At 50.6% G+C, this 18034-nt stretch carries 14 protein-coding genes and 1 tRNA gene; 5 read left to right on the forward strand and 10 right to left on the reverse strand.

Features of this window, described 5'->3' with window-relative positions; all coding sequences use genetic code 11:
- Positions 1-13: 13 nt before the first annotated feature.
- The 5 genes from OXH16_14555 to OXH16_14575 all read right to left on the reverse strand — a co-directional run bounded on the left by OXH16_14555 (position 14) and on the right by OXH16_14575 (position 4996).
- Positions 14-820, reverse strand: coding sequence for a phytanoyl-CoA dioxygenase family protein (locus OXH16_14555; GenBank protein MCY3682620.1), 807 nt, complete (start codon positions 818-820; stop codon positions 14-16).
- A 120-nt stretch (positions 821-940) separates the two neighbouring features.
- The gene (locus OXH16_14560) at positions 941-1876 is read right to left on the reverse strand and encodes a DUF4249 family protein (GenBank protein MCY3682621.1); all 936 of its coding nucleotides are present in this window, start codon (positions 1874-1876) and stop codon (positions 941-943) included.
- Between the two features lie 7 nt (positions 1877-1883).
- The gene (locus OXH16_14565) at positions 1884-4106 is read right to left on the reverse strand and encodes a TonB-dependent receptor (protein MCY3682622.1); all 2223 of its coding nucleotides are present in this window, start codon (positions 4104-4106) and stop codon (positions 1884-1886) included.
- Between the two features lie 62 nt (positions 4107-4168).
- Positions 4169-4627: a hypothetical protein gene (locus OXH16_14570; protein MCY3682623.1), complete on the reverse strand. Its 459-nt coding sequence runs from the start codon at positions 4625-4627 to the stop codon at positions 4169-4171.
- Between the two features lie 293 nt (positions 4628-4920).
- A tRNA-Thr gene (locus OXH16_14575) sits at positions 4921-4996 on the reverse strand.
- A gap of 92 nt (positions 4997-5088) precedes the next feature.
- Here OXH16_14575 and OXH16_14580 point away from each other — a divergent pair.
- From OXH16_14580 to OXH16_14590, 3 genes are read left to right on the forward strand one after another with little or no spacing between them, the layout of a single operon-like run.
- Positions 5089-5871 (forward strand): M55 family metallopeptidase, encoded by a 783-nt coding sequence (locus tag OXH16_14580; protein ID MCY3682624.1) that lies wholly within the window; start codon positions 5089-5091, stop codon positions 5869-5871.
- Positions 5872-5898: 27 nt separating this feature from the next.
- On the forward strand, positions 5899-7365 hold the full coding sequence (locus OXH16_14585) for a M81 family metallopeptidase (GenBank protein ID MCY3682625.1): 1467 nt from the start codon (positions 5899-5901) through the stop codon (positions 7363-7365).
- On the forward strand, positions 7358-8437 hold the full coding sequence (locus tag OXH16_14590; GenBank protein MCY3682626.1) for a threonine synthase: 1080 nt from the start codon (positions 7358-7360) through the stop codon (positions 8435-8437). The genes OXH16_14585 and OXH16_14590 overlap by 8 nt, the downstream gene beginning before the upstream one ends.
- 16 nt (positions 8438-8453) lie before the next feature.
- Here OXH16_14590 and OXH16_14595 read toward each other — a convergent pair whose 3' ends face one another.
- From OXH16_14595 to OXH16_14615, 5 genes are all read right to left on the reverse strand, one after another.
- Positions 8454-10403 (reverse strand): hypothetical protein, encoded by a 1950-nt coding sequence (locus OXH16_14595; GenBank protein MCY3682627.1) that lies wholly within the window; start codon positions 10401-10403, stop codon positions 8454-8456.
- Positions 10404-10491: 88 nt separating this feature from the next.
- Positions 10492-11883: a GIY-YIG nuclease family protein gene (locus OXH16_14600; protein ID MCY3682628.1), complete on the reverse strand. Its 1392-nt coding sequence runs from the start codon at positions 11881-11883 to the stop codon at positions 10492-10494.
- Positions 11884-11891: 8 nt separating this feature from the next.
- Positions 11892-12719, reverse strand: coding sequence for a 50S ribosomal protein L11 methyltransferase (gene prmA, locus OXH16_14605; protein MCY3682629.1), 828 nt, complete (start codon positions 12717-12719; stop codon positions 11892-11894).
- Between the two features lie 4 nt (positions 12720-12723).
- Positions 12724-14676 carry a hypothetical protein gene (locus OXH16_14610; protein ID MCY3682630.1) on the reverse strand — a complete coding sequence of 651 codons (1953 nt, stop codon included), beginning with the start codon at positions 14674-14676 and terminating at the stop codon, positions 12724-12726.
- 172 nt (positions 14677-14848) lie between these two features.
- The gene (locus tag OXH16_14615) at positions 14849-15487 is read right to left on the reverse strand and encodes a hypothetical protein (protein MCY3682631.1); all 639 of its coding nucleotides are present in this window, start codon (positions 15485-15487) and stop codon (positions 14849-14851) included.
- A gap of 187 nt (positions 15488-15674) precedes the next feature.
- Here OXH16_14615 and OXH16_14620 point away from each other — a divergent pair, with 187 nt between their 5' ends.
- Both OXH16_14620 and OXH16_14625 read left to right on the forward strand, forming a co-directional pair.
- Entirely contained in the window at positions 15675-16655 is a 981-nt protein-coding gene (locus tag OXH16_14620) for a GDP-mannose 4,6-dehydratase (protein MCY3682632.1), read from the forward strand.
- Positions 16656-16670: 15 nt separating this feature from the next.
- A complete protein-coding gene (locus tag OXH16_14625; GenBank protein ID MCY3682633.1) occupies positions 16671-17726 on the forward strand; it encodes a zinc-binding dehydrogenase in 1056 nt (351 codons plus the stop codon).
- Positions 17727-18034: the final 308 nt, after the last annotated feature.

The following is an 18034-nucleotide window of genomic DNA, read 5'->3' on the forward strand; positions in this document are numbered from 1 at the left end:
AATAATATCTTTATCAAGCCGCCGATTCAGCCACCATCGTTACTTCTTTCCGGCCTTCTAACCCGGAGATCACCGGAAATGTGCGCGATGAATCCTTTCCCCGCGCCATATAACGCACAGTAGGTGGAAAATAGGCGTAGAGTGCCGTATGCCTCGGGCGAGGTGAATTATTGGGACCAGAACCGTGTACACACAAACTGTGAAACAGAAGAGCTGTTCCCGCCTTGAGTGGCACCTCAATAGCCTGTGAGATATCCAAATTTTCTCGATCTGTCAACTTTGCATCTTGAGGCCGCGCAATATCGCCCCATTTCTGCATGCCCCACTTGTGACTTTCGGGAATCACTCGAATGCACCCATTCTCCGAACGGGCATCCGTCAATGCAATGCTCACCGTGACAAGCGCGGGCGGCTCCATCGGCCAATACGCCGAATCTTGATGAAAACCATGCGATGACCCGTGAAACGCGGGCTTGAGCATAAGCGTGCTGCGAAACAACAACAAATCGGGCCCAATCAGATTCTGAATCACAGGCACCAGTTTGGAATGTGCAGCCAAATTCTTGAACACATTGGAAAAATCGCGCGTCTGTTCAATCTTCCGCAATACGGGCAAGCCATCTTGCTCTTTGTCTCTCGCATAAGGCTCGCGCTGAAAACTGCCCGAACGCTTGTCGCCATCAGTTGCCAAATCTGCAGCCATCACATGCAGTTTGTGAATCTCTTCTTCACACTCTGCCAACTCCTGGGGCGACACCACATCTTCAACCACGAGATAGCCCTGATCGTAGAAAAATGCTTTCTGTTCTTCAGGCGTCATTTTTATGCCTCCTCAAAAATTGATGAGATAAATCATAATACTATAAATACTTGTGTCAAGCAAAGAAAAAGGGCGTCAGTCTATAACTGATGCCCTGAGAGTGTATTTGTGCACTAATTTTTATTGCGAAGGGCGGGGCAGCACCTCAAAACCCACTGAATCCACGGACGCCGAGCCAAAAATTCCTATGCCCCCATCAACGTTAAACAGCGGACGCTCGAAATTGTCGCCCGCCAGACCGCCAGGCTGAAACGCATTCCCACCATCATCTTGAAAAAATTCGGGCACAGAGCGAATCAAATCAAACCAGTTTTTGTCAACCGCATAAATGCGAATGACATGAGGCCCGGCATATGCCACCGCAAACCAGGGGAAGCGCACGATGCCATCTGTGGCCTCAAATGCCGGCGAACTGCCGTATCGTTCAAACTCCGCCCTATCATCTTCATCGACCAAATCGGAATATACCACAAAATCCGATTCCGGATCCAGGCTCTCAATTGCAATGTGGTAGCCACTGGCAGGAATCGGATCAAATCGCATTTCCAGAAGGCCTTCTTGATAGATAACGCGATTCTCCTGCACATTGCCATCTTCATATCTGTTCAAAGGACGGATGACCTCGAGTGTCTCATCATCTATTAATGCCGCCTCTTGAATATCGAATCTGCCCGGTGTGATCGTCTGCGCTGTCGCTTCCCTACCCTGTGATTGCACGCGCAGATTATAAATTGTATTTGGCAAAACGAGCGGAGCATTGGACGGGGGTCGATAAGACCCCGCGGCGAAACCCGGGCTGTACAAAAATATCTGTTCCCCCTGAGTGATCACGATCTCGGCATCACCCACACCTGCCCAGAGTTCAGAATGCCCCACGTTTGCTCTTACCGTCTCACTAACCAGCACCTGAGGCAGGGGTTTATCGACAATCAACAGCGCATCCACAACCAGAACACCCGAAGCATCGGGACCAAAAAGACTCGACGGATCGCGCTCGGCCTCACAGCCCACCAGCACGGCCAGACAGCCCACCATCAAAACGAGATATTTCATCATACGCCTCTTAAAAATTAAAATTAATCCCCAGAGTCGGCACGATTGGCAACATCTTGACCACATCTGGATCAGACTCATCAAAAATGACAAACCACTCATTGCGCCGATTAAATACGTTAAACACCTGGACGTAAAATTCCCCATTCACCGCAAACGCTCGAAACCGCATCTTCACATTTAAATCCAATCTCTGATAGGGCAACAAGCGAGCACTATTGCGGTCTGAGGGAAGCACCAGATTTTCTATTTGACGGTGGGGCACTGCGGGCGAGCGCAATGAATAACGCGCTGATGCAGGCGTAAATGCCTGCCCCGTGCCATAGACATAATTCGCCCCAAATGACCACCGGCCCAGGCGATAATTGCTCACAAAAGACACATCGTGGCGTCGGTCGTATTTGGGGGGAAATGCCTTGCCCTGATTGAGTTCGGCAAATGTGCGGCGCGTCCATCCCAGCGTATAACCTATCCATCCCGTCAATCGTCCGGTACGGCGCTGCAAAAAGACTTCGACACCAGTTGCATACCCAGTTCCCCCACTCACAAAAGTATCCTCTACGTTCTTCGCATCGATATCTGCGGCGATGCGATTGTCCAGTACAATCAGATTCGCCATATCGGTATAATAGGCTTCCACAGTAGCCTGATACCGCTCGGAAGGTTCCCACTCCACACCCGCCACACTCTGCCAGGACCGTCCGGGTTCCACCGACTCATCCAGCGGCACCCAGTAATCACCGCCGCTAAACAACTCGGTAGTCACCAATTGCAAATACTGGTGAAATGAGCCGCCAGCCGCCTTCCAGCGCCAGTTGCCCCTGCGGTAGCTCATTGACAAACGCGGCTCGACATGAAAGCGATCACCAGCGCTAAAATAACTGCTCCGCATGCCCAGGCGAATATCTGTTGCAGAGCCGGGCTGCCAGTGATCCTGCACATACATCGATAGCAAATTGGGCTTCAGGCTCAGGTCGAATTGGCTTGAGCGATTAAATTCCTGATAAAATTTAAAATCGTAATGGGTGGCTAAAAATCCACCACTCAAGGCGTGGTCGTGCGCGGCAAACCAATCCACATCGCCTTTGATGGTAAAATCGGTAATACCGTTGGAAAGCAAAATGGGCGTATCGAGAATATTCAGTTCTATCTTGCTGGCATAATCGCTGCCCGCCACCACAAAATTGCCAAATAGCGCGGGCGAAAACACATGCGTCCACTTGCCCAGAAAAGCCGTATTCCCCCACCGAATGCCGAAAAACGAATCCTCGTCAACATCAAAAGTCAAATTGTCTCGACCAAAATATCCACTGATCTGCACTTTGTCATTATCCGAAAAATCCTGATTGAACTTGGCATTTAAGTCGTAAAAATAATACGTGGGAACATCCGTGTCTTCATCCCGGATAAAAGACAATAAAGGATCGATATAAGTGCGCCGTCCCGACACCATCCACGACCCCTTTGGGGTTGGGCCTTCGAGTGTCAAACGCGCGGCAATAAGACTTATTCCACCGCTGGCATCAAATCCCTTGCGATTGCCGTCCTTATTGTGTACGTCGAGCACAGATCCCAAACGACCGCCGTATTTCGCCGGATAAGCCCCTTTGTGCAAACTCATATCCCGAATGGCATCGGGATTAAACGTAGAAAAAAAGCCAAATGCGTGCGACGGATTGTAAAGCGGCATTTGATCCAATAAAATCAAGGTCTGATCTGGTCCCCCACCGCGGATATAAAGCCCCGAACTGATATCTGACGCGGCCTGAATACCCGGCAAAAGGTGTAGTGAACGCAAAATATCCGCCTCACCAATAGCTGGCATCTCGCGGATTTTTGCCGTTTCGACCTCGACAAACCCCGGCTGAATGCGTTGCTCTTCCTCCTCCCGCTTGCCCTCCACCACGATCTCCTCCACGACTATTAGCTCGGGTTTGAGTTGCACATTGAGCCGCCTGGTTTCGCCCGCTCGAAAGGTCAGCGTATCCTGAAAACTGATATACCCGATATAGGAGATAGTCAACACATAGGGGATATCCTCAGGAACCCCTTGAATGGCGTAATATCCATTCACATTGCTCAGCGAAACAATGGGCCTATCTGACCCTTTTAACATCACATTCGCATAGGGCAGCGACTCGCCATTACTCTGATCCGCAATAAACCCACTCAGCGTTGCCGCTCGAACAGACAATGGCAACAACAGCAACAACAGCACCCACAAAAACTTCATTATTGCTCCTTTTAATGACTTGTGACATACAAAGTGTATAACACCTATCGCCCGTCATCGTGTCACCAGATACTCCTTTTTGTAGCAACAACTCCTTCGCGCTCGGCAATTAACCGGATGCGCTCTTGAATACGCACGAGAATTAACCGCAACCGATCTCTATCGGCACCTGATAGCCCGTCATTGCGCCAGGGATCCTCACTGCTCCTTTTTTGTTTGGTCATCTGCACATTGATCTCTTGGGTAAAAAAATCCATTACAACCGAAATGCGCGTGCGCCGCGAAACATCGAAAAAAGTCTGACTCGCATAACTCGACTCATCGCGCCAGCCCGTCGTGACCACACCTGCCACGGGATCAACTGTTTCTATCGTATAGCCTTCTTCATGCAAAATAGTCACGGCGGCATTGGCAAACACCTCGGGCGAAATTTTTTCCACCGATCCTGAGATAGACACCGGATCAACCACATTGCACCCCAGCGCAAAACCCAATAAAAGAAGAATCGCAACGTATTTCATACTGTCCCTCCAGCTAAAAGTTCCAGATTATTCAGGAAAATCTGCTCGCGTTGAAGGCAGACTGCAATCCCTACTAACTGCAACTCCTGTGCCAGACGGACTCAAATCAAAAGAAAAAACTATAACATCATTATTTTTAACGTGTTACAAAATTTCTCCAGCCTAAAAATTTTAAAAAATAAATGTGGTAAAAATTCACACTGTGCGTCAATACCTCACAGTCGCGAAATACAACATCGCATTTTACGCCAAGAAAAAGGGCTTGTATCAGAGCGACACAAGCCCTTTCTTTATGGAGCCATCCAGCGGATTCGAACCGCCGACCGCCTGATTACGAATCAGGTGCTCTACCAGCTGAGCTAGGATGGCTCTAAGATATAAAAAAGTACTGTTCTCGTTTCATGCGAAAAATACACAAAGCTCTAAAAACTGTCAAGAAGGAAGAAATAAAGGAGGTACCAATGAAATTTGTCGTCGCTGTCGATTGTGAAGGCGTAGCCTGTGGCGTGGGATCACCTGGCGCATCACTGAACTCCTCTCGAAATTTGGAGTTCGCCAAATTACAGGCCACGCGAGAAGCGGATGCGGCCGTCCGCGGGTTATTTGCAGCCGGTGCAGATCAGGTCATTGTATGGGATAATCACGGCGGGAGCTTGAATCTAAATTACGATCTCCTGGACGAGCGGTGTGATATCGCGCTCGGCGTGGGATTTGAACACCGGTTTCCCGGCATGGATGAATCATTTGATGGCGTAGCATTTGTCGGTTATCACGCCATGGACAATACTATTGACGGCGTGATGTGTCATACCTTCAGTTCCGCAACGTATCAATGGATCAAGATCAACGGACGAGAAGTGGGAGAAATGGCGATAGACGCGGCCGTTGCAGGAGAGCGAGGGGTGCCTGTCATTTTTGCCTCGAGTGACGACAAGGGAACCGCGGAAGCCGAGTGTTTTTTCCCCGGCGTTGTCACAGTCACAACCAAACAAGGGATGGGATGGAATTGCGCGGTGAGCAAACACCCCAAACGGGTAGTAAATGAAATCTATGAAACGATTCAGAACGCCGTAACCAGGCGAAACGCCATAAAACCCTTTGCATTTTCATCGCCACTCACTATGGAAGTGCGCTATAAACGGCTCGAATCCGCGCAATCGGCCAGCCGCGGATTTTCCGGTGCAGAGCGCGTTGATCCCTATACTGTGAGACGAACACTGCAATCCATCCAGGATTATTATTGAGAACATGCAAAAGCACGGGAGAAAAAAATGAAAATTCTACTCGCAGCCTTCAAACAAGAAACATCCTGCTTTAACCCTGCGCGCACGCCCTACGATATGTTCGACGTACTATTTGGTGATGAACTCCTCGCACTGCGGGGCAGCAATACCGAAATCGCCGGCGCGCTCGACATCTTTGCCGAACGCGAAGACATTGACCTGGTACCCATCTATTCGGCATCATCTGTATCCGGCGGTCCAGTCGCCGACGCAGACCTCAACAGGCTCATGGACGAACTACTCACAGGCATTCGCAACAACGCACCCGCAGACGGGATGCTCATGGTCTTTCACGGCGCAATGGCTGGCGAAACCGAAGTCGATCCCGAAGGACATGTCCTCACCGAAATTCGCAACATCCTCGGCAATGTGCCCATTGTCACCACCTTTGATCTGCACGGCATCATCACCGACCGCCTCATCGCGCAATCCGACATTATGGTTCCCTTTCACACGTATCCACACATCGACATGTACGAAACCGGGCAACGGGGAGCGCGCAACCTGCTCGCCCTTCTCGATGGCAATGTCAAACCCACCGTCGCGCATATCCGATTGCCCATGCTCGTGCGAGGCGACGAACTCATCACCAAAACCGGGCGATTTGGTCAGGCCATCCGCTGGTGTCAGGAAATAGAAAACTCCGAAGGGGGTCTGGGTAGCGGGGTCTATATCGGCAATCCCTTCACCGATGTACCCGACCTGCGCTCCAACGTCATTGTCTTTACCGACAAAAATCCCGAACGCGCACAACGCGAAGCCAAACGCATCGCCCAGTACATGTGGGATAATCGCGACCATTTCACCGCACCACTCACGGCAATTCCAGACGCCATTCGCCTGGCTGAAGAAACTCAGGGTCTCACCGTATTTTCCGACGCTGCCGATGCCACATCTTCGGGCGCATCTGGCGATAGCAACGCCATTCTCAAGGGCCTGTTTGAACACAATTACCAGGGCCGAGCACTCCTGCCCATTGTCGATCCCCCCGCCGTTGAAGCGGCCTTTCGCGCAGGTGTGGGCACCACCATAACCATTCCCATTGGCGGTGCCATAGACGAAGCGCGTTTTTCCCCCCTCGAATGCGAAGTCTATATCCAACTCCTCACCGATGGGGCATATATCACAGGCACGGGCACATCGGGACATGCGGGCAACACGGCTGTTCTCCAGGCCGGGACTTGCAGCATCATGGCGACCACGCGCCCGGTGAGCATCATGGATCGCAAAGTCTTTGAAGCGCGCGGCCTCGACCCGCGAGACTTTGATCTGGTCGTGTGCAAATCGCCCAATGGCTTTCGGGTTCACTTCGAAGAAATAGCCGCCCGAATCGTACCTGTTGACGCGCCCGGCTCCACCAGTGCCAACTTAAAATCCCTGCCCTTTACCCAATGCCAACGCCCCATATTCCCCCTGGACGATAACGTGCAACCGCCACGAGAAATAGATGGATAGTATGACACACTTGCTATGCCAAATCTGTGGAAAAACCTGTAGCGCCAACACCTTGCAGTGGCGCTGCACCTGTGGTGGTCTCTTTGATCTCCACTTTGAGGCCGAGCTTTTCGTTGACGCACTTCCCCACCGCCCGCCGACTCTATGGCGCTACCGCGAAGCCATTCCCATCGCAGACGACACCCATATCGTCACCCTCGATGAAGGGTTCACACCACTGACACCCGTAACCATCGCTGGCAAATCCCTCCTCGTCAAACAGGACCACCTGTTTCCATCCGGCTCGTACAAAGACCGAGGCGCAACCGTTTTAATCAGCCATGCAAAAGCACTGGGCGTTCACCACATGGTCGAAGATTCGTCGGGCAATGCGGGCGCGGCGGTTGCAGCTTACGCAGCGCGTGCGGGAATTGCCTGCGACATTTACGTCCCCGACAGCACATCAGTGGCAAAACTCGCGCAAATCCAGAGCTATGGCGCAAACCTGTACAAAATCCCGGGATCGCGGGAAGACACTGCGCATGCGGTTCAAGACGCAGCGCAAAAACACTTTTATGCAAGCCATGTCTGGAGTCCCTTCTTCTTTCACGGCACCAAAACTTATGCCTATGAAATCTGGGAACAACGCAATTTCAATGCGCCAGACACACTCATCATACCAACGGGAAATGGAACGCTACTGATTGGTGCCTACATCGGATTTACGGACCTTCTCAAACAAAATTTGATCACCCACATGCCCAAACTCATCGCCGTTCAATCCGCCCATTGCGCCCCTCTCGCGCCCACCTGGACGGGCAACCCCTCTGCGACCATCGCCGAAGGCATCGCCATTGCAGAACCCGCCCGCGCAACGCAGATCGTCCAGTGCATTGATAAAACAGGGGGTGCCATCCTCACCGTTGACGACGACGAAACGCGCAACGCCCAAAAACTAATGGCCGAAATGGGCTTTTACATCGAACCCACTTCGGCCACAGCCATTGCAGCATTTGTGAAATACCCATCTCAAAAAGACGAAATCGTCGTCGCTCCCCTCACGGGCCACGGTCTAAAGTCTTTGGGAAAGTAGAGGCTAAAGATCGGTCTCATGGATAGCAGCTAACAAAAATGAGGAAATCGGCAAAATTAATGGTGCCATCGTTATTCAAGTCCATGCGACCGTCAAAGCCTTCGTCTGAGAAACTTTTCCCATAAACCGCACCAAATAACAAAAAGTCGTCAAAATTCACTGCCCCATCGCCATTAAAATCGCACGGGACAAGAGGCGTATTATTCTTAGTGTTGTTCACCAATATCACATTATCCAGTATCTCGATGCCATTGCCCTCCAGACCGACCACAGAATGTTGAATTTTACAATTTTTCAAGGTCACGGTGCCGTAATTACGGATGCCATACCAATCGCCGGCTTTCGGTCGAGAATGCTCAGTTATTTGACCTTCAAATGCGATTTGCTGCCCGCCTGACGCATCGGCATTTATCGTTCCGTAGTTCACAATATCGACTCGCACTGAATCTGCAATGTCGTGAATATCTATATTGGGATACGCACGGACCAGCGTTCCCGCCTCAATCGTCAAGGTCGCGCCAGGATATACCACAATATCACCCATGAGGTCAATGGTATCTCGCCAGGTAACCGCTTGAAGAATGGGGTAGTGGTGAAACTCGGTATGAGGAATCTTTGTACTGTCATAACTGCCGGTTTCAAATTTATTCCAGTTGCTTTTGTGAAACGGTCCCACAGGAGATTTATTTTGGACAATCGCAGTTATCGGTAGCCAATCCAAAGGCGAATCCACTTCGAGTTCGCCCCATCTTACTTCGGCCCCCAACCAACTCATGTCTGCTGACAACCCCATATTATGGGCGTTATCTCGATCGGGCGTGGGCAAAAGCACCAAATCATAATATTGTGCGAGATCGGGATTTGTGTTCTCATCAACCACAGTACTCAAGACAATCCCACGGTTTGTCAGATGTTCCGTAAGATCAATAAACAATACTCTTCGGGGATAATCACCACCGGTTGGAAAACTGCCATGGGACCCCGCCCCTATATAAACGACGGGGTGGCTACCACCTTCTGCGGGTGCGAATTCTTTCTGAGGATTGAATTTTCTGCCGCCCTTTTTTATATAACTTAACCTGTCACCGTGAAACGAGTAATTCACGCCAAAAAGCTCCGCCCTATCGGTATCGCGGTCTGTTATAATGACATCAATGAACGGCCAATCCCCTTCGTGGTTGTTTTTCCAATCATTAAAAGGATAAAAGTAATAATACCGTATTGTAAATTTGTCCCGATATGCGGGAACGCTGCTCTCAATCTGAAAAATATGCGCGTATGCTGTATTCTTAAAATGCTTTCCAGAGCGAGGGTGAGTGGTATTTTCATAATAATGATACCAGTTTTCCGTGTCAGAGCCTTTTTCCTTATTGCCGGGATAGTCAAAATGTGGATCAAAAAAAAGAGCCGAATCTACCTGTGCTATTTGTGCTATATCTATAGAACTTATCTTTGCAGAACCTTCCTGTACAGGATCTATTTGGATTGCCACCTGTACAGGACCTGCCTGGACAGAACGGGCTTCTAACACTTTTAAGACATCTAACAATATCGTATCCCGATAAATGAACGCTTTGGGTAAAAAAGCAAATTCATTTTTTGAAAAATCGACTTTGGGAAGCGAATTGAATTTGGGAAACGCTTTTATTACATCTGAATATTTGTAATTTCCGATACGCGCTTGCACGTATTTCCCTTCCGTTGTTCGGCCATAGACTTTCACTGAAAACCAAAGGCTATAAGCGGATTTCGCGCCCATGATGTCCACGGGTTCGGGAAATATAACTCTGCGACCTGGGTTCTCTGGTTCTTCTGCCAAAATCAAAATGGGAGAAAATTTCTCGGCGAGCAGTTCGTCTTGCGTTTTGCTATGGGCAAGGCTCGAAAATACAAAGATCAATATCGTCGCTATCCCTATCCCGTAAGCCCCACCACGGAACGAGTTTTGTACAAATTGTAAATCCATAATTCCATCTAATCTGTTTTACGTCTTTCATCTGCGAAAAACGCTCAAATTACTCGCGTTTTTTTCTGCGCTATCTGCGGATAAGCCCCTACACCCGCCAGGAAATTTTCTCCCAATCCTCATCCTCGCATTGTTGCACGTATTCCCGCACAATCCGCAACGCATCATCGGGGCTGCCCGAGCGATCCATATCCACCCAATTTATCGCATCGCGCTTTGCGGTCATCCAGCTTTTCAAAATTTCAAAAGCGTCACCCGTTTCAAGGCCCTGTTCCGACTCTGGGATAAAATAGAGTTCGTATAGCGCACGCTCTGCCGCCTCCCAATCCCACAGATCTTTGCGCGCACGCACCTGGACAAAAGACGTACTATCCACAACACAAAACAACTCAACGCATTCCTGCTCAGCCGATGGCAGAATCAGCACTATATTTTTCAAATTGCCCAATTCCGCATCGCGCTTGTGTACATCGAACTGCGTATTAAACTCCGGCTGGCACAGCGCGATCAGTTTCGCCTCGAGCAGGAGCGCCTCAAGCTCAGATCCCACCGTCTCGACTTCCATAGACCATATCCGATCCAAAATACGCTGTGTCTTTTCTGGTCGCTCTGATCTTCTGGCAAAATAACTGCCCACGCGCCTACGCAAATTCACCGCCTTGCCCACATAAATCACGCCACCCTCGCGATCCCTCATAATATAAACCCCGGGCAACTCGGGCAACGCGCTCAAAAATGCCTCGTCAAAAGCATACGCATCAAAATGTATGGGAATGGGATCCGGGTACAGTGCGGCAGTCACTGCCTCAATAGTATTAAGACCCTCCTCTTCACACCTTTCCAAAAGATGCAACAAAATATCGGCCTGCAGACTCGCCTCCCCTTCAGCCCCGCGATCTGACACAAAGGACAGTCCCATAGCAGAAGCCAGATCCTCGACAGAATGCAAACGGACATCGGGAAAGAAATGCCGCCCCAAACGAAACAGGCAAATCCCGGAATCCACGACATCTTTGCCCATCATCAGGAGACACAACCTATTCAAATCTCTCCGCATCCTGGACCACTGAAATCCTGCGGGAATCGCATCTTTCACTCCTTCGGCATAAGAATCCAAAATTCTCTCCCGATCACCCATGCGAACCTGAACCGGGGGAAACAGCGTCTCGCGCGCGCCCATCTGCACCTTGCGCCCCGCAAGTGCATAAACTTCCGCATCCGCAGACGGGATCAGCCCAAAACAAAAAAAAGAAACCTCCCGCAGGGTCTTACCCTGTCCCGGAGGTCTTAAATACCACAGTCCACTGCGATCACATACAAACCGGGGATCATCATCAATAGCCGCGCGCACCACTTGATCGGCTATGGGCCCGCGTGCGCCGTGTAATCCCAGTGCCTCAGAAGCCAGTACCTCTGCCTGTACACCCGTATCGCGCTGTTCCAAAAAAGCGTAGATGCGATCCTTAACAGTCTGGTTCACAGTTTATCCTATCGGGATTTGTGCACAATCGCACACAGCCATTCGCCATCGTCGAGCATCTCATCAAGCATCAGGTCGGCCTGGTCCAGGGCTGTGCAAAGCGCCTCGCGCTCGCGATCCAAAATCCCTCCCAAAATCGCGCACCCTTCGGGATGCAATCGCTTTGCCAATTCTGGAACCATAGGCAATAAAATACTGCTGATAATATTTGCAACCACCACATCAAAAAGACCCGATATCCTATCGACAGAACACTGCATCAAAACCACCTGTGCATCCACACCATTCAAAACACAGTTGGCCCGGGCATTCTCAATCGCAGCCGCCTCAATATCCACCGCCATGACCTCTGCCGCGCCCAACTTCACAGCCGCAATACTCAAAATTCCCGATCCCGTTCCAACATCCAGCACCCGATTTCCTGATGTTATCTTTCTCTCTAAACCCAAAAGTGCCAGACGCGTTGTCTCATGATGCCCGGTGCCAAATGCCATTTGCGGATCAATCGCGATTGTAAAACCGCCCGGAGGATCGGGCACCCTGTCCCAAGGTGGACAAATTGCCATGCGAGGCATTGGATAAACGGGCTGAAAAAAAGAACGCCACGCCAGTGTCCAATCCGTATCGGGTACGGGTTCAAAGCGGCATTCATAGGGCATGAGAGCCTGTTCTATATCCGCTTTATTTTCCACTGCCCCAAAATAAGCTATCAGCCGAACCCCGTCGCTCATATCCTCTTCCACCACACCACAACACCCCAGCTCAAACAACTCGGCAGACACAATTTCAACCTTTGCCCGCGACAGCACAACAGATACTTGAAAATAGGTATTCACTTTCTCACCACGAATGCGTGCGATGACCTTGTCCAGGAAACCATATCTGATCGACAAAAAACGACAGGATTACGCCCAGGGCATGGCCTACGAGCAACCCTAAAAAAAAGGGACGCAAACGCCGATAGAGATTCACGCCACCTATGCGTAAAATGATCGATTTGATGCCCCATGCCATAAAAACAGAAAAAACAGAATGCACGGCATGCGTCAGCGGCACGACCATGCCAATGGGCGCGAGGGGCCACCATGCAAAGCGGTAGCGCATCAGACTCACCACGGCAAAAATGCCAATACCCAACAGCAAAAACAAAGGGCGCTCGCTCTCCCATTTTTCTTCGCCCTTCAGGGCCTTGACCAGCCCATCGTAGGTTCGCGGCGGATAGCGCGTGAATGGAAAATCGTTAAAATTATAAGCCCCGTGCAAATAGCCCAGATAAAGCGAGTACCCAATTGCAGCGCCAATACCGATCACGAGCGTCAATCCAATGCCTAAAATGAGCCGCTTCTTATTTCTTCCCGCCATATCTGCAATGCGCGCCGCATGCACAAGCGGGGGCATAAACATCGCTTTGCTCTGTGAGCGCACCGAATCAACCAGGCGCAATGCCGTCAGCGTTGAAGCATCAAATGATTTGGGCCCAAAAATAAAGGGCAAGAGGCCATTGGGCGTCATCGGCATGCTAAAATAAATCACACCGGTCTCTGCAATCACCCGCGCCGTGCCCAAATAAGTAACGAAAATACCCAGCGTAAGAGCAATAGCAACAGCCCAGCTAATGCCCACCGCCTGGAACCAGAAAATTAGAAAAATCAGACTAAGCAGCAGGCCAAATGCACACGCGCGATATGAAAGCATCTCGTCTGAATCATCGATCTGTCGATCTCCGCGAAATGCTTTGACAAACACATCGCGAATGTGGAACCTCGCCATCCACAACCCAAATAAAACCATCGCCACAAATGCACCCCCAGCTTGTAGCGAGGTCGTCGCATCTGCAGCACTACCTTTATTGCTCAGATTAATCCCCACGCGCCTGTAAAACATAACTTGCACGCAGTAAAACAAATAAAATACCCAGATGGAAAACAGCACATCCAGGTTGGCAAAATAGGCAAAACCCACAGTATAAAAATTAAACCGCACGTGGATGCGCGGGAAATACACGCCCATGGGCATCCACCCCGGTCCCAGGCTGATAACCGGAAATCCGGGTGAAAAATAACTGATGATATTCCAGGACAGGATGAGAAAAGGAATGGCCGCGCCAAAAAGAAAGAATTTATTCTTCAAAAGAGGCACTCTGCCCTCTGCTTCAGCCAGATCGCCTGCCGGATGCAAAATGGGATACGCCAACCGCTCGTGTTCTGCCCATTGCTTGCGCAACATCACCGCCAGACAAATGCACCCCACCACAATGGCAGCAATAAACGTCATCCAACCAAATAAAGGCACAAACCACACGCCCCAGGGAATGGGCATATCCGGGCTGGGCAGGCCCTCAAACAACCACTGCATGGCCCCGCCTTCATTGGAGGGAATCAACCAGTTGGGCAAATACTGGTGAAAATAACTTCCCCACTGATTCTCTGGCGTGGCGAGATAATAGGGAATGGAAATCATACCCAAAAAATAACTCGTCAGCCCAAAGGCGGGAACAGCAGCTCCCACCAATCCCATCGCCAGAATCGTCCACACTTCGGTACTCGTCAATGCCCAGGGAGCCTGCCATCGACGCGCGAGTGCATTGCCCAGAGTCAACACCACATAAGGCGCGAACAACGCGATCGGAAAATGCGTGATATTCATACGCGCGGTGTGGGCGATATATTCGACATAGGTATTCCACCCAATCACCAGCAACGCGAGTGCCAATCCTGTAATGATCGACCGCGCAGTCACACTTTTCCGCGCGGCGAGTGCATCGCGATCAACGATTCCCTCCCCAAGTGCCATCTTATAATATTTCCTCCTACTTTATATAATCGAGAACATCCGCATCAAACATGATCCCCCAATATATAAAAATACACAGTGAGGAACAATGAGCAATGGCCGAGAAGCAATAAACAAAAAACTCCCGACCTATTTCAAGATCGGGAGCAGTATATTCTCGTGGCATCCGCTTCTATCTAAAAAACACCGACACACCACCCTTTACAAAATGGCGTTTGATGCGGTCTTCTCCGGCAAATAAGACCGAATACCCATACATCGCGGTCAGAGCCGTGTGTCTTGACAGCACCTGGCGCGTACCTGCACCACCGCCCAATTCACTGACATTGCCCCATCCCCAAAAATCGCGTGCGGCAAATGCTTCTACAAACGGAAAGGTGCGCTTTTTAATCTGAATGGGAATATTCAACCGATAAAAACCCGACACCGAAGATCCAAACCCGTCATCCACTGTCATATAACGCCCCCGGGCATCTATTGTCGCATTGTCCAGCACTTGCGTTAGATCATCCCGGTCGGGAGAGTCGAGACCTGCGCGCCGGTCGTATTGTCTATTGCCCGCGATAAAAGAACCGCCAATTTGATGCCAGCGGCTAATCGAATAAGCCACTTGAACTCCCGTGCGATAGAACAAGCCGCGATTGGAAAATCGCACAGACATAATCGGCGTCACTTCCAATTGCCCCGCGCGAATAGGACCTATATTGACCTCGCCTTCACCTGTCTTTTCTTCTTCACCAACCACATCGGCCTGGGCAGGTGCGCCCAGAGCCAACAGCCCGGCAACCGTACACATCAGCCAGTATTTCATAGCATCTCCTCCTGAAAGATTCTACCCCGGCACTTAGTCTAAAATATCCAAAAGAATCCCGACTGTCAATGGCTCTTACTGAGATCCATGAACTTTTTGAAAACACGCATGTATTGACTTGACGTACCTTCGTATTCCCCATTAATTGTTGCGCTGGCACGCGTGCCGCATTTTCGAAAGGACTCTCATGGCAAAAAAGGCATTAATCACCGGCATTACGGGACAAGACGGCTCTTATCTCGCAGAACTCCTGCTCGATAAAGGCTACGAAGTACACGGCATTGTCAGGCGCGTGGCTCTCGAAGACCCCGAACACCGGCTCGGACGCATTACCCATTTGCAACACAAAGTGGAACTCCATCCCGCATCGCTCGAAAGCTTTCCCAGCATCTACAATGTCGTGCGCATCATTCGACCCGACGAGTGTTACCACCTCGCAGCGCAAAGCTTTGTCGATACCTCTTTTAAAGACGCATTCTCAACACTCAATATCAACATCAATGGCACGCACTATGTCCTCGAAGCCCTCAATGAACTCGTGCCCGAATGTCGGTTCTATTTTGCAGGATCGAGCGAAATGTTTGGCAAAGCCGAAGAAGTGCCCCAAACGGAAATCACGCGCTTTCATCCGCGCTCACCCTACGGCATCTCCAAAGTCGCGGGATTTGACCTGACCCGCAACTATCGAGAAGCTTATGGCCTGTACGCCGCCAGTGGCATCTTGTTCAACCACGAATCCCCTCGTCGGGGATTTGAATTTGTCACCCGCAAAATTACCTCCCACGTAGCGCGCATCAAACTCGGACAAATCGGCCACCTCTCGCTCGGCAACCTCGACGCCAAACGCGACTGGGGACACGCCCGCGAATACGTCAAAGCCATGTGGATAATGCTCCAACAAGACGCGCCCGACGACTATGTCATCGCAACCGGTGAGACCCATTCGGTGCGCGAATTTTGCGAAATCGCCTTCTCACATGTCGGCCTCGACTATCGGGAATATGTGCAGATCGATCCGCGATTCTTGCGCCCGGCCGAAGTCGATCTGCTCATCGGCGATTGCACTAAAGCCAAGGACAAACTCAACTGGACTTACGACATAGGCTTTGAAGACCTCGTAAAAGAAATGGTTGATTCAGACCTCAGATTATTCTCAAAAAATTCATAACCCAAGGAGCTTGTTATGTCTCGCACTGGACGCGCCGCAGTAATGAGCGGCGAAAAATTTGAAATACGCGAATATCCCGTTCCCGATCCAGAACCGGGATCAATTTTGCTCAAACAAGAACTCGCTGGCATCTGCGGTACAGACCTGCACAACTGGGAATATCAGCGCTTGCAGGGCGAGATCATTCTCGGTCACGAAAATGTCGGCATCATCGACAGCATGGGATCGGGTGTAGAAACCGATTACCTTGGCAATCCCATCGCGCCCGGAGATCGGGTTCTCTTCGCACCCGGCACAAATAAGGGCGCATACGGTTTTATACAAGCCGAAGAAGCCCCCTATTTGCGAGGCGGGTTTGGCGAATACATCTACCTGTGGAATCCCGATTCAGTCGTACTCAAAACCGATATGCCCGCCGAAGTTGCAGTCATCACCGAGCCTTTTACCATTGGCGTACACGGCGCAATGCGTTCTGGCTTGCAATTTGGCGATACCGTCGTCGTACAGGGATCTGGCGCCATTGGCCTGCTCACACTCGTCGCTGCCAAAGTCAGCGGTGCGGGGCGGCTCATCATGGTCGGCGGTCCCAAAGGGCGTCTGGAACTGGCAGAGCGACTCGGCGCAGACCTCACCATCGACATTGCCGATATACCCGACCCTGAAGAACGCACGAAAATTGTGCGCGAAAACACACCCCGAGGCGCAGGCGCCGACGTCGTCTTTGAATGCGCGGGATTTTTGCCCGCCATTCCCGAAGGCGTCACATTCCTGCGGCACAGCGGCACCTATGTCGCCATGGGACATTTTGTCGATGTGGGATCTTTTGACTGCAACCCCAACCAGATGTTTATGCGCCGCAACCTGCGCCTCGAAGCCGTGTGGGCAAGCGCGCCCGAACACTTTGTGCGCGCACTCCCCATCCTCGAGCGAAACGAATACGCCTTTGCAGACCTCGTCAGCCACACCATACCCATTGACCGCGTAGCCGAAGGATTCAACGCCCTGCACAGCGGATACCATCTCGACGGCAAAGACGCGATTAAAATAGCGATCAAGGGCGGGTTGGTATAAATTTTAAGAGAAAGCTTCAATACAGTAATATTTTATGGGGACTGGGCGACCAGTCTCCATTTTTTTAGTCCGCCAATTTGCACAGAGAGCCTGTGCGCCTACCCCTGAGAATTCTGCTCATTGTTTGTCGGCTGATCTCTATCTCACACAATAACCTCTCATTTTAGCCAGCCATTCTTTTCCTTTTACTCCTGAATATATAGCTGTTTCAAAGGTGTGGATATCCCGATAGCCACACCTATATTTACCAACGTGTGCGGCAAACGTGTGAATCGTGTGAAAAGAAATTCTTGACAGAGAGCATTGAG

The organism is Gemmatimonadota bacterium (assembly GCA_026705765.1).
GTDB lineage: Bacteria > Latescibacterota > UBA2968 > UBA2968 > UBA2968 > VXRD01.

Bases quoted from the DNA above. Each gene is read 5' to 3' on its own strand.
- OXH16_14565 (MCY3682622.1), bottom strand. From the start codon at position 4,106: ATGAAGTTTTTGTGGGTGCTGTTGTTGCTGTTGTTGCCATTGTCTGTT.
- OXH16_14610 (MCY3682630.1), bottom strand. From the start codon at position 14,676: ATGGCACTTGGGGAGGGAATCGTTGATCGCGATGCACTCGCCGCGCGG.
- OXH16_14615 (MCY3682631.1), bottom strand. From the start codon at position 15,487: ATGAAATACTGGCTGATGTGTACGGTTGCCGGGCTGTTGGCTCTGGGC.
- OXH16_14620 (MCY3682632.1), top strand. From the start codon at position 15,675: ATGGCAAAAAAGGCATTAATCACCGGCATTACGGGACAAGACGGCTCT.
- OXH16_14580 (MCY3682624.1), top strand. From the start codon at position 5,089: ATGAAATTTGTCGTCGCTGTCGATTGTGAAGGCGTAGCCTGTGGCGTG.
- OXH16_14625 (MCY3682633.1), top strand. From the start codon at position 16,671: ATGTCTCGCACTGGACGCGCCGCAGTAATGAGCGGCGAAAAATTTGAA.
- OXH16_14555 (MCY3682620.1), bottom strand. From the start codon at position 820: ATGACGCCTGAAGAACAGAAAGCATTTTTCTACGATCAGGGCTATCTC.
- OXH16_14595 (MCY3682627.1), bottom strand. From the start codon at position 10,403: ATGGATTTACAATTTGTACAAAACTCGTTCCGTGGTGGGGCTTACGGG.
- OXH16_14585 (MCY3682625.1), top strand. From the start codon at position 5,899: ATGAAAATTCTACTCGCAGCCTTCAAACAAGAAACATCCTGCTTTAAC.
- OXH16_14590 (MCY3682626.1), top strand. From the start codon at position 7,358: ATGGATAGTATGACACACTTGCTATGCCAAATCTGTGGAAAAACCTGT.
- OXH16_14560 (MCY3682621.1), bottom strand. From the start codon at position 1,876: ATGATGAAATATCTCGTTTTGATGGTGGGCTGTCTGGCCGTGCTGGTG.
- OXH16_14570 (MCY3682623.1), bottom strand. From the start codon at position 4,627: ATGAAATACGTTGCGATTCTTCTTTTATTGGGTTTTGCGCTGGGGTGC.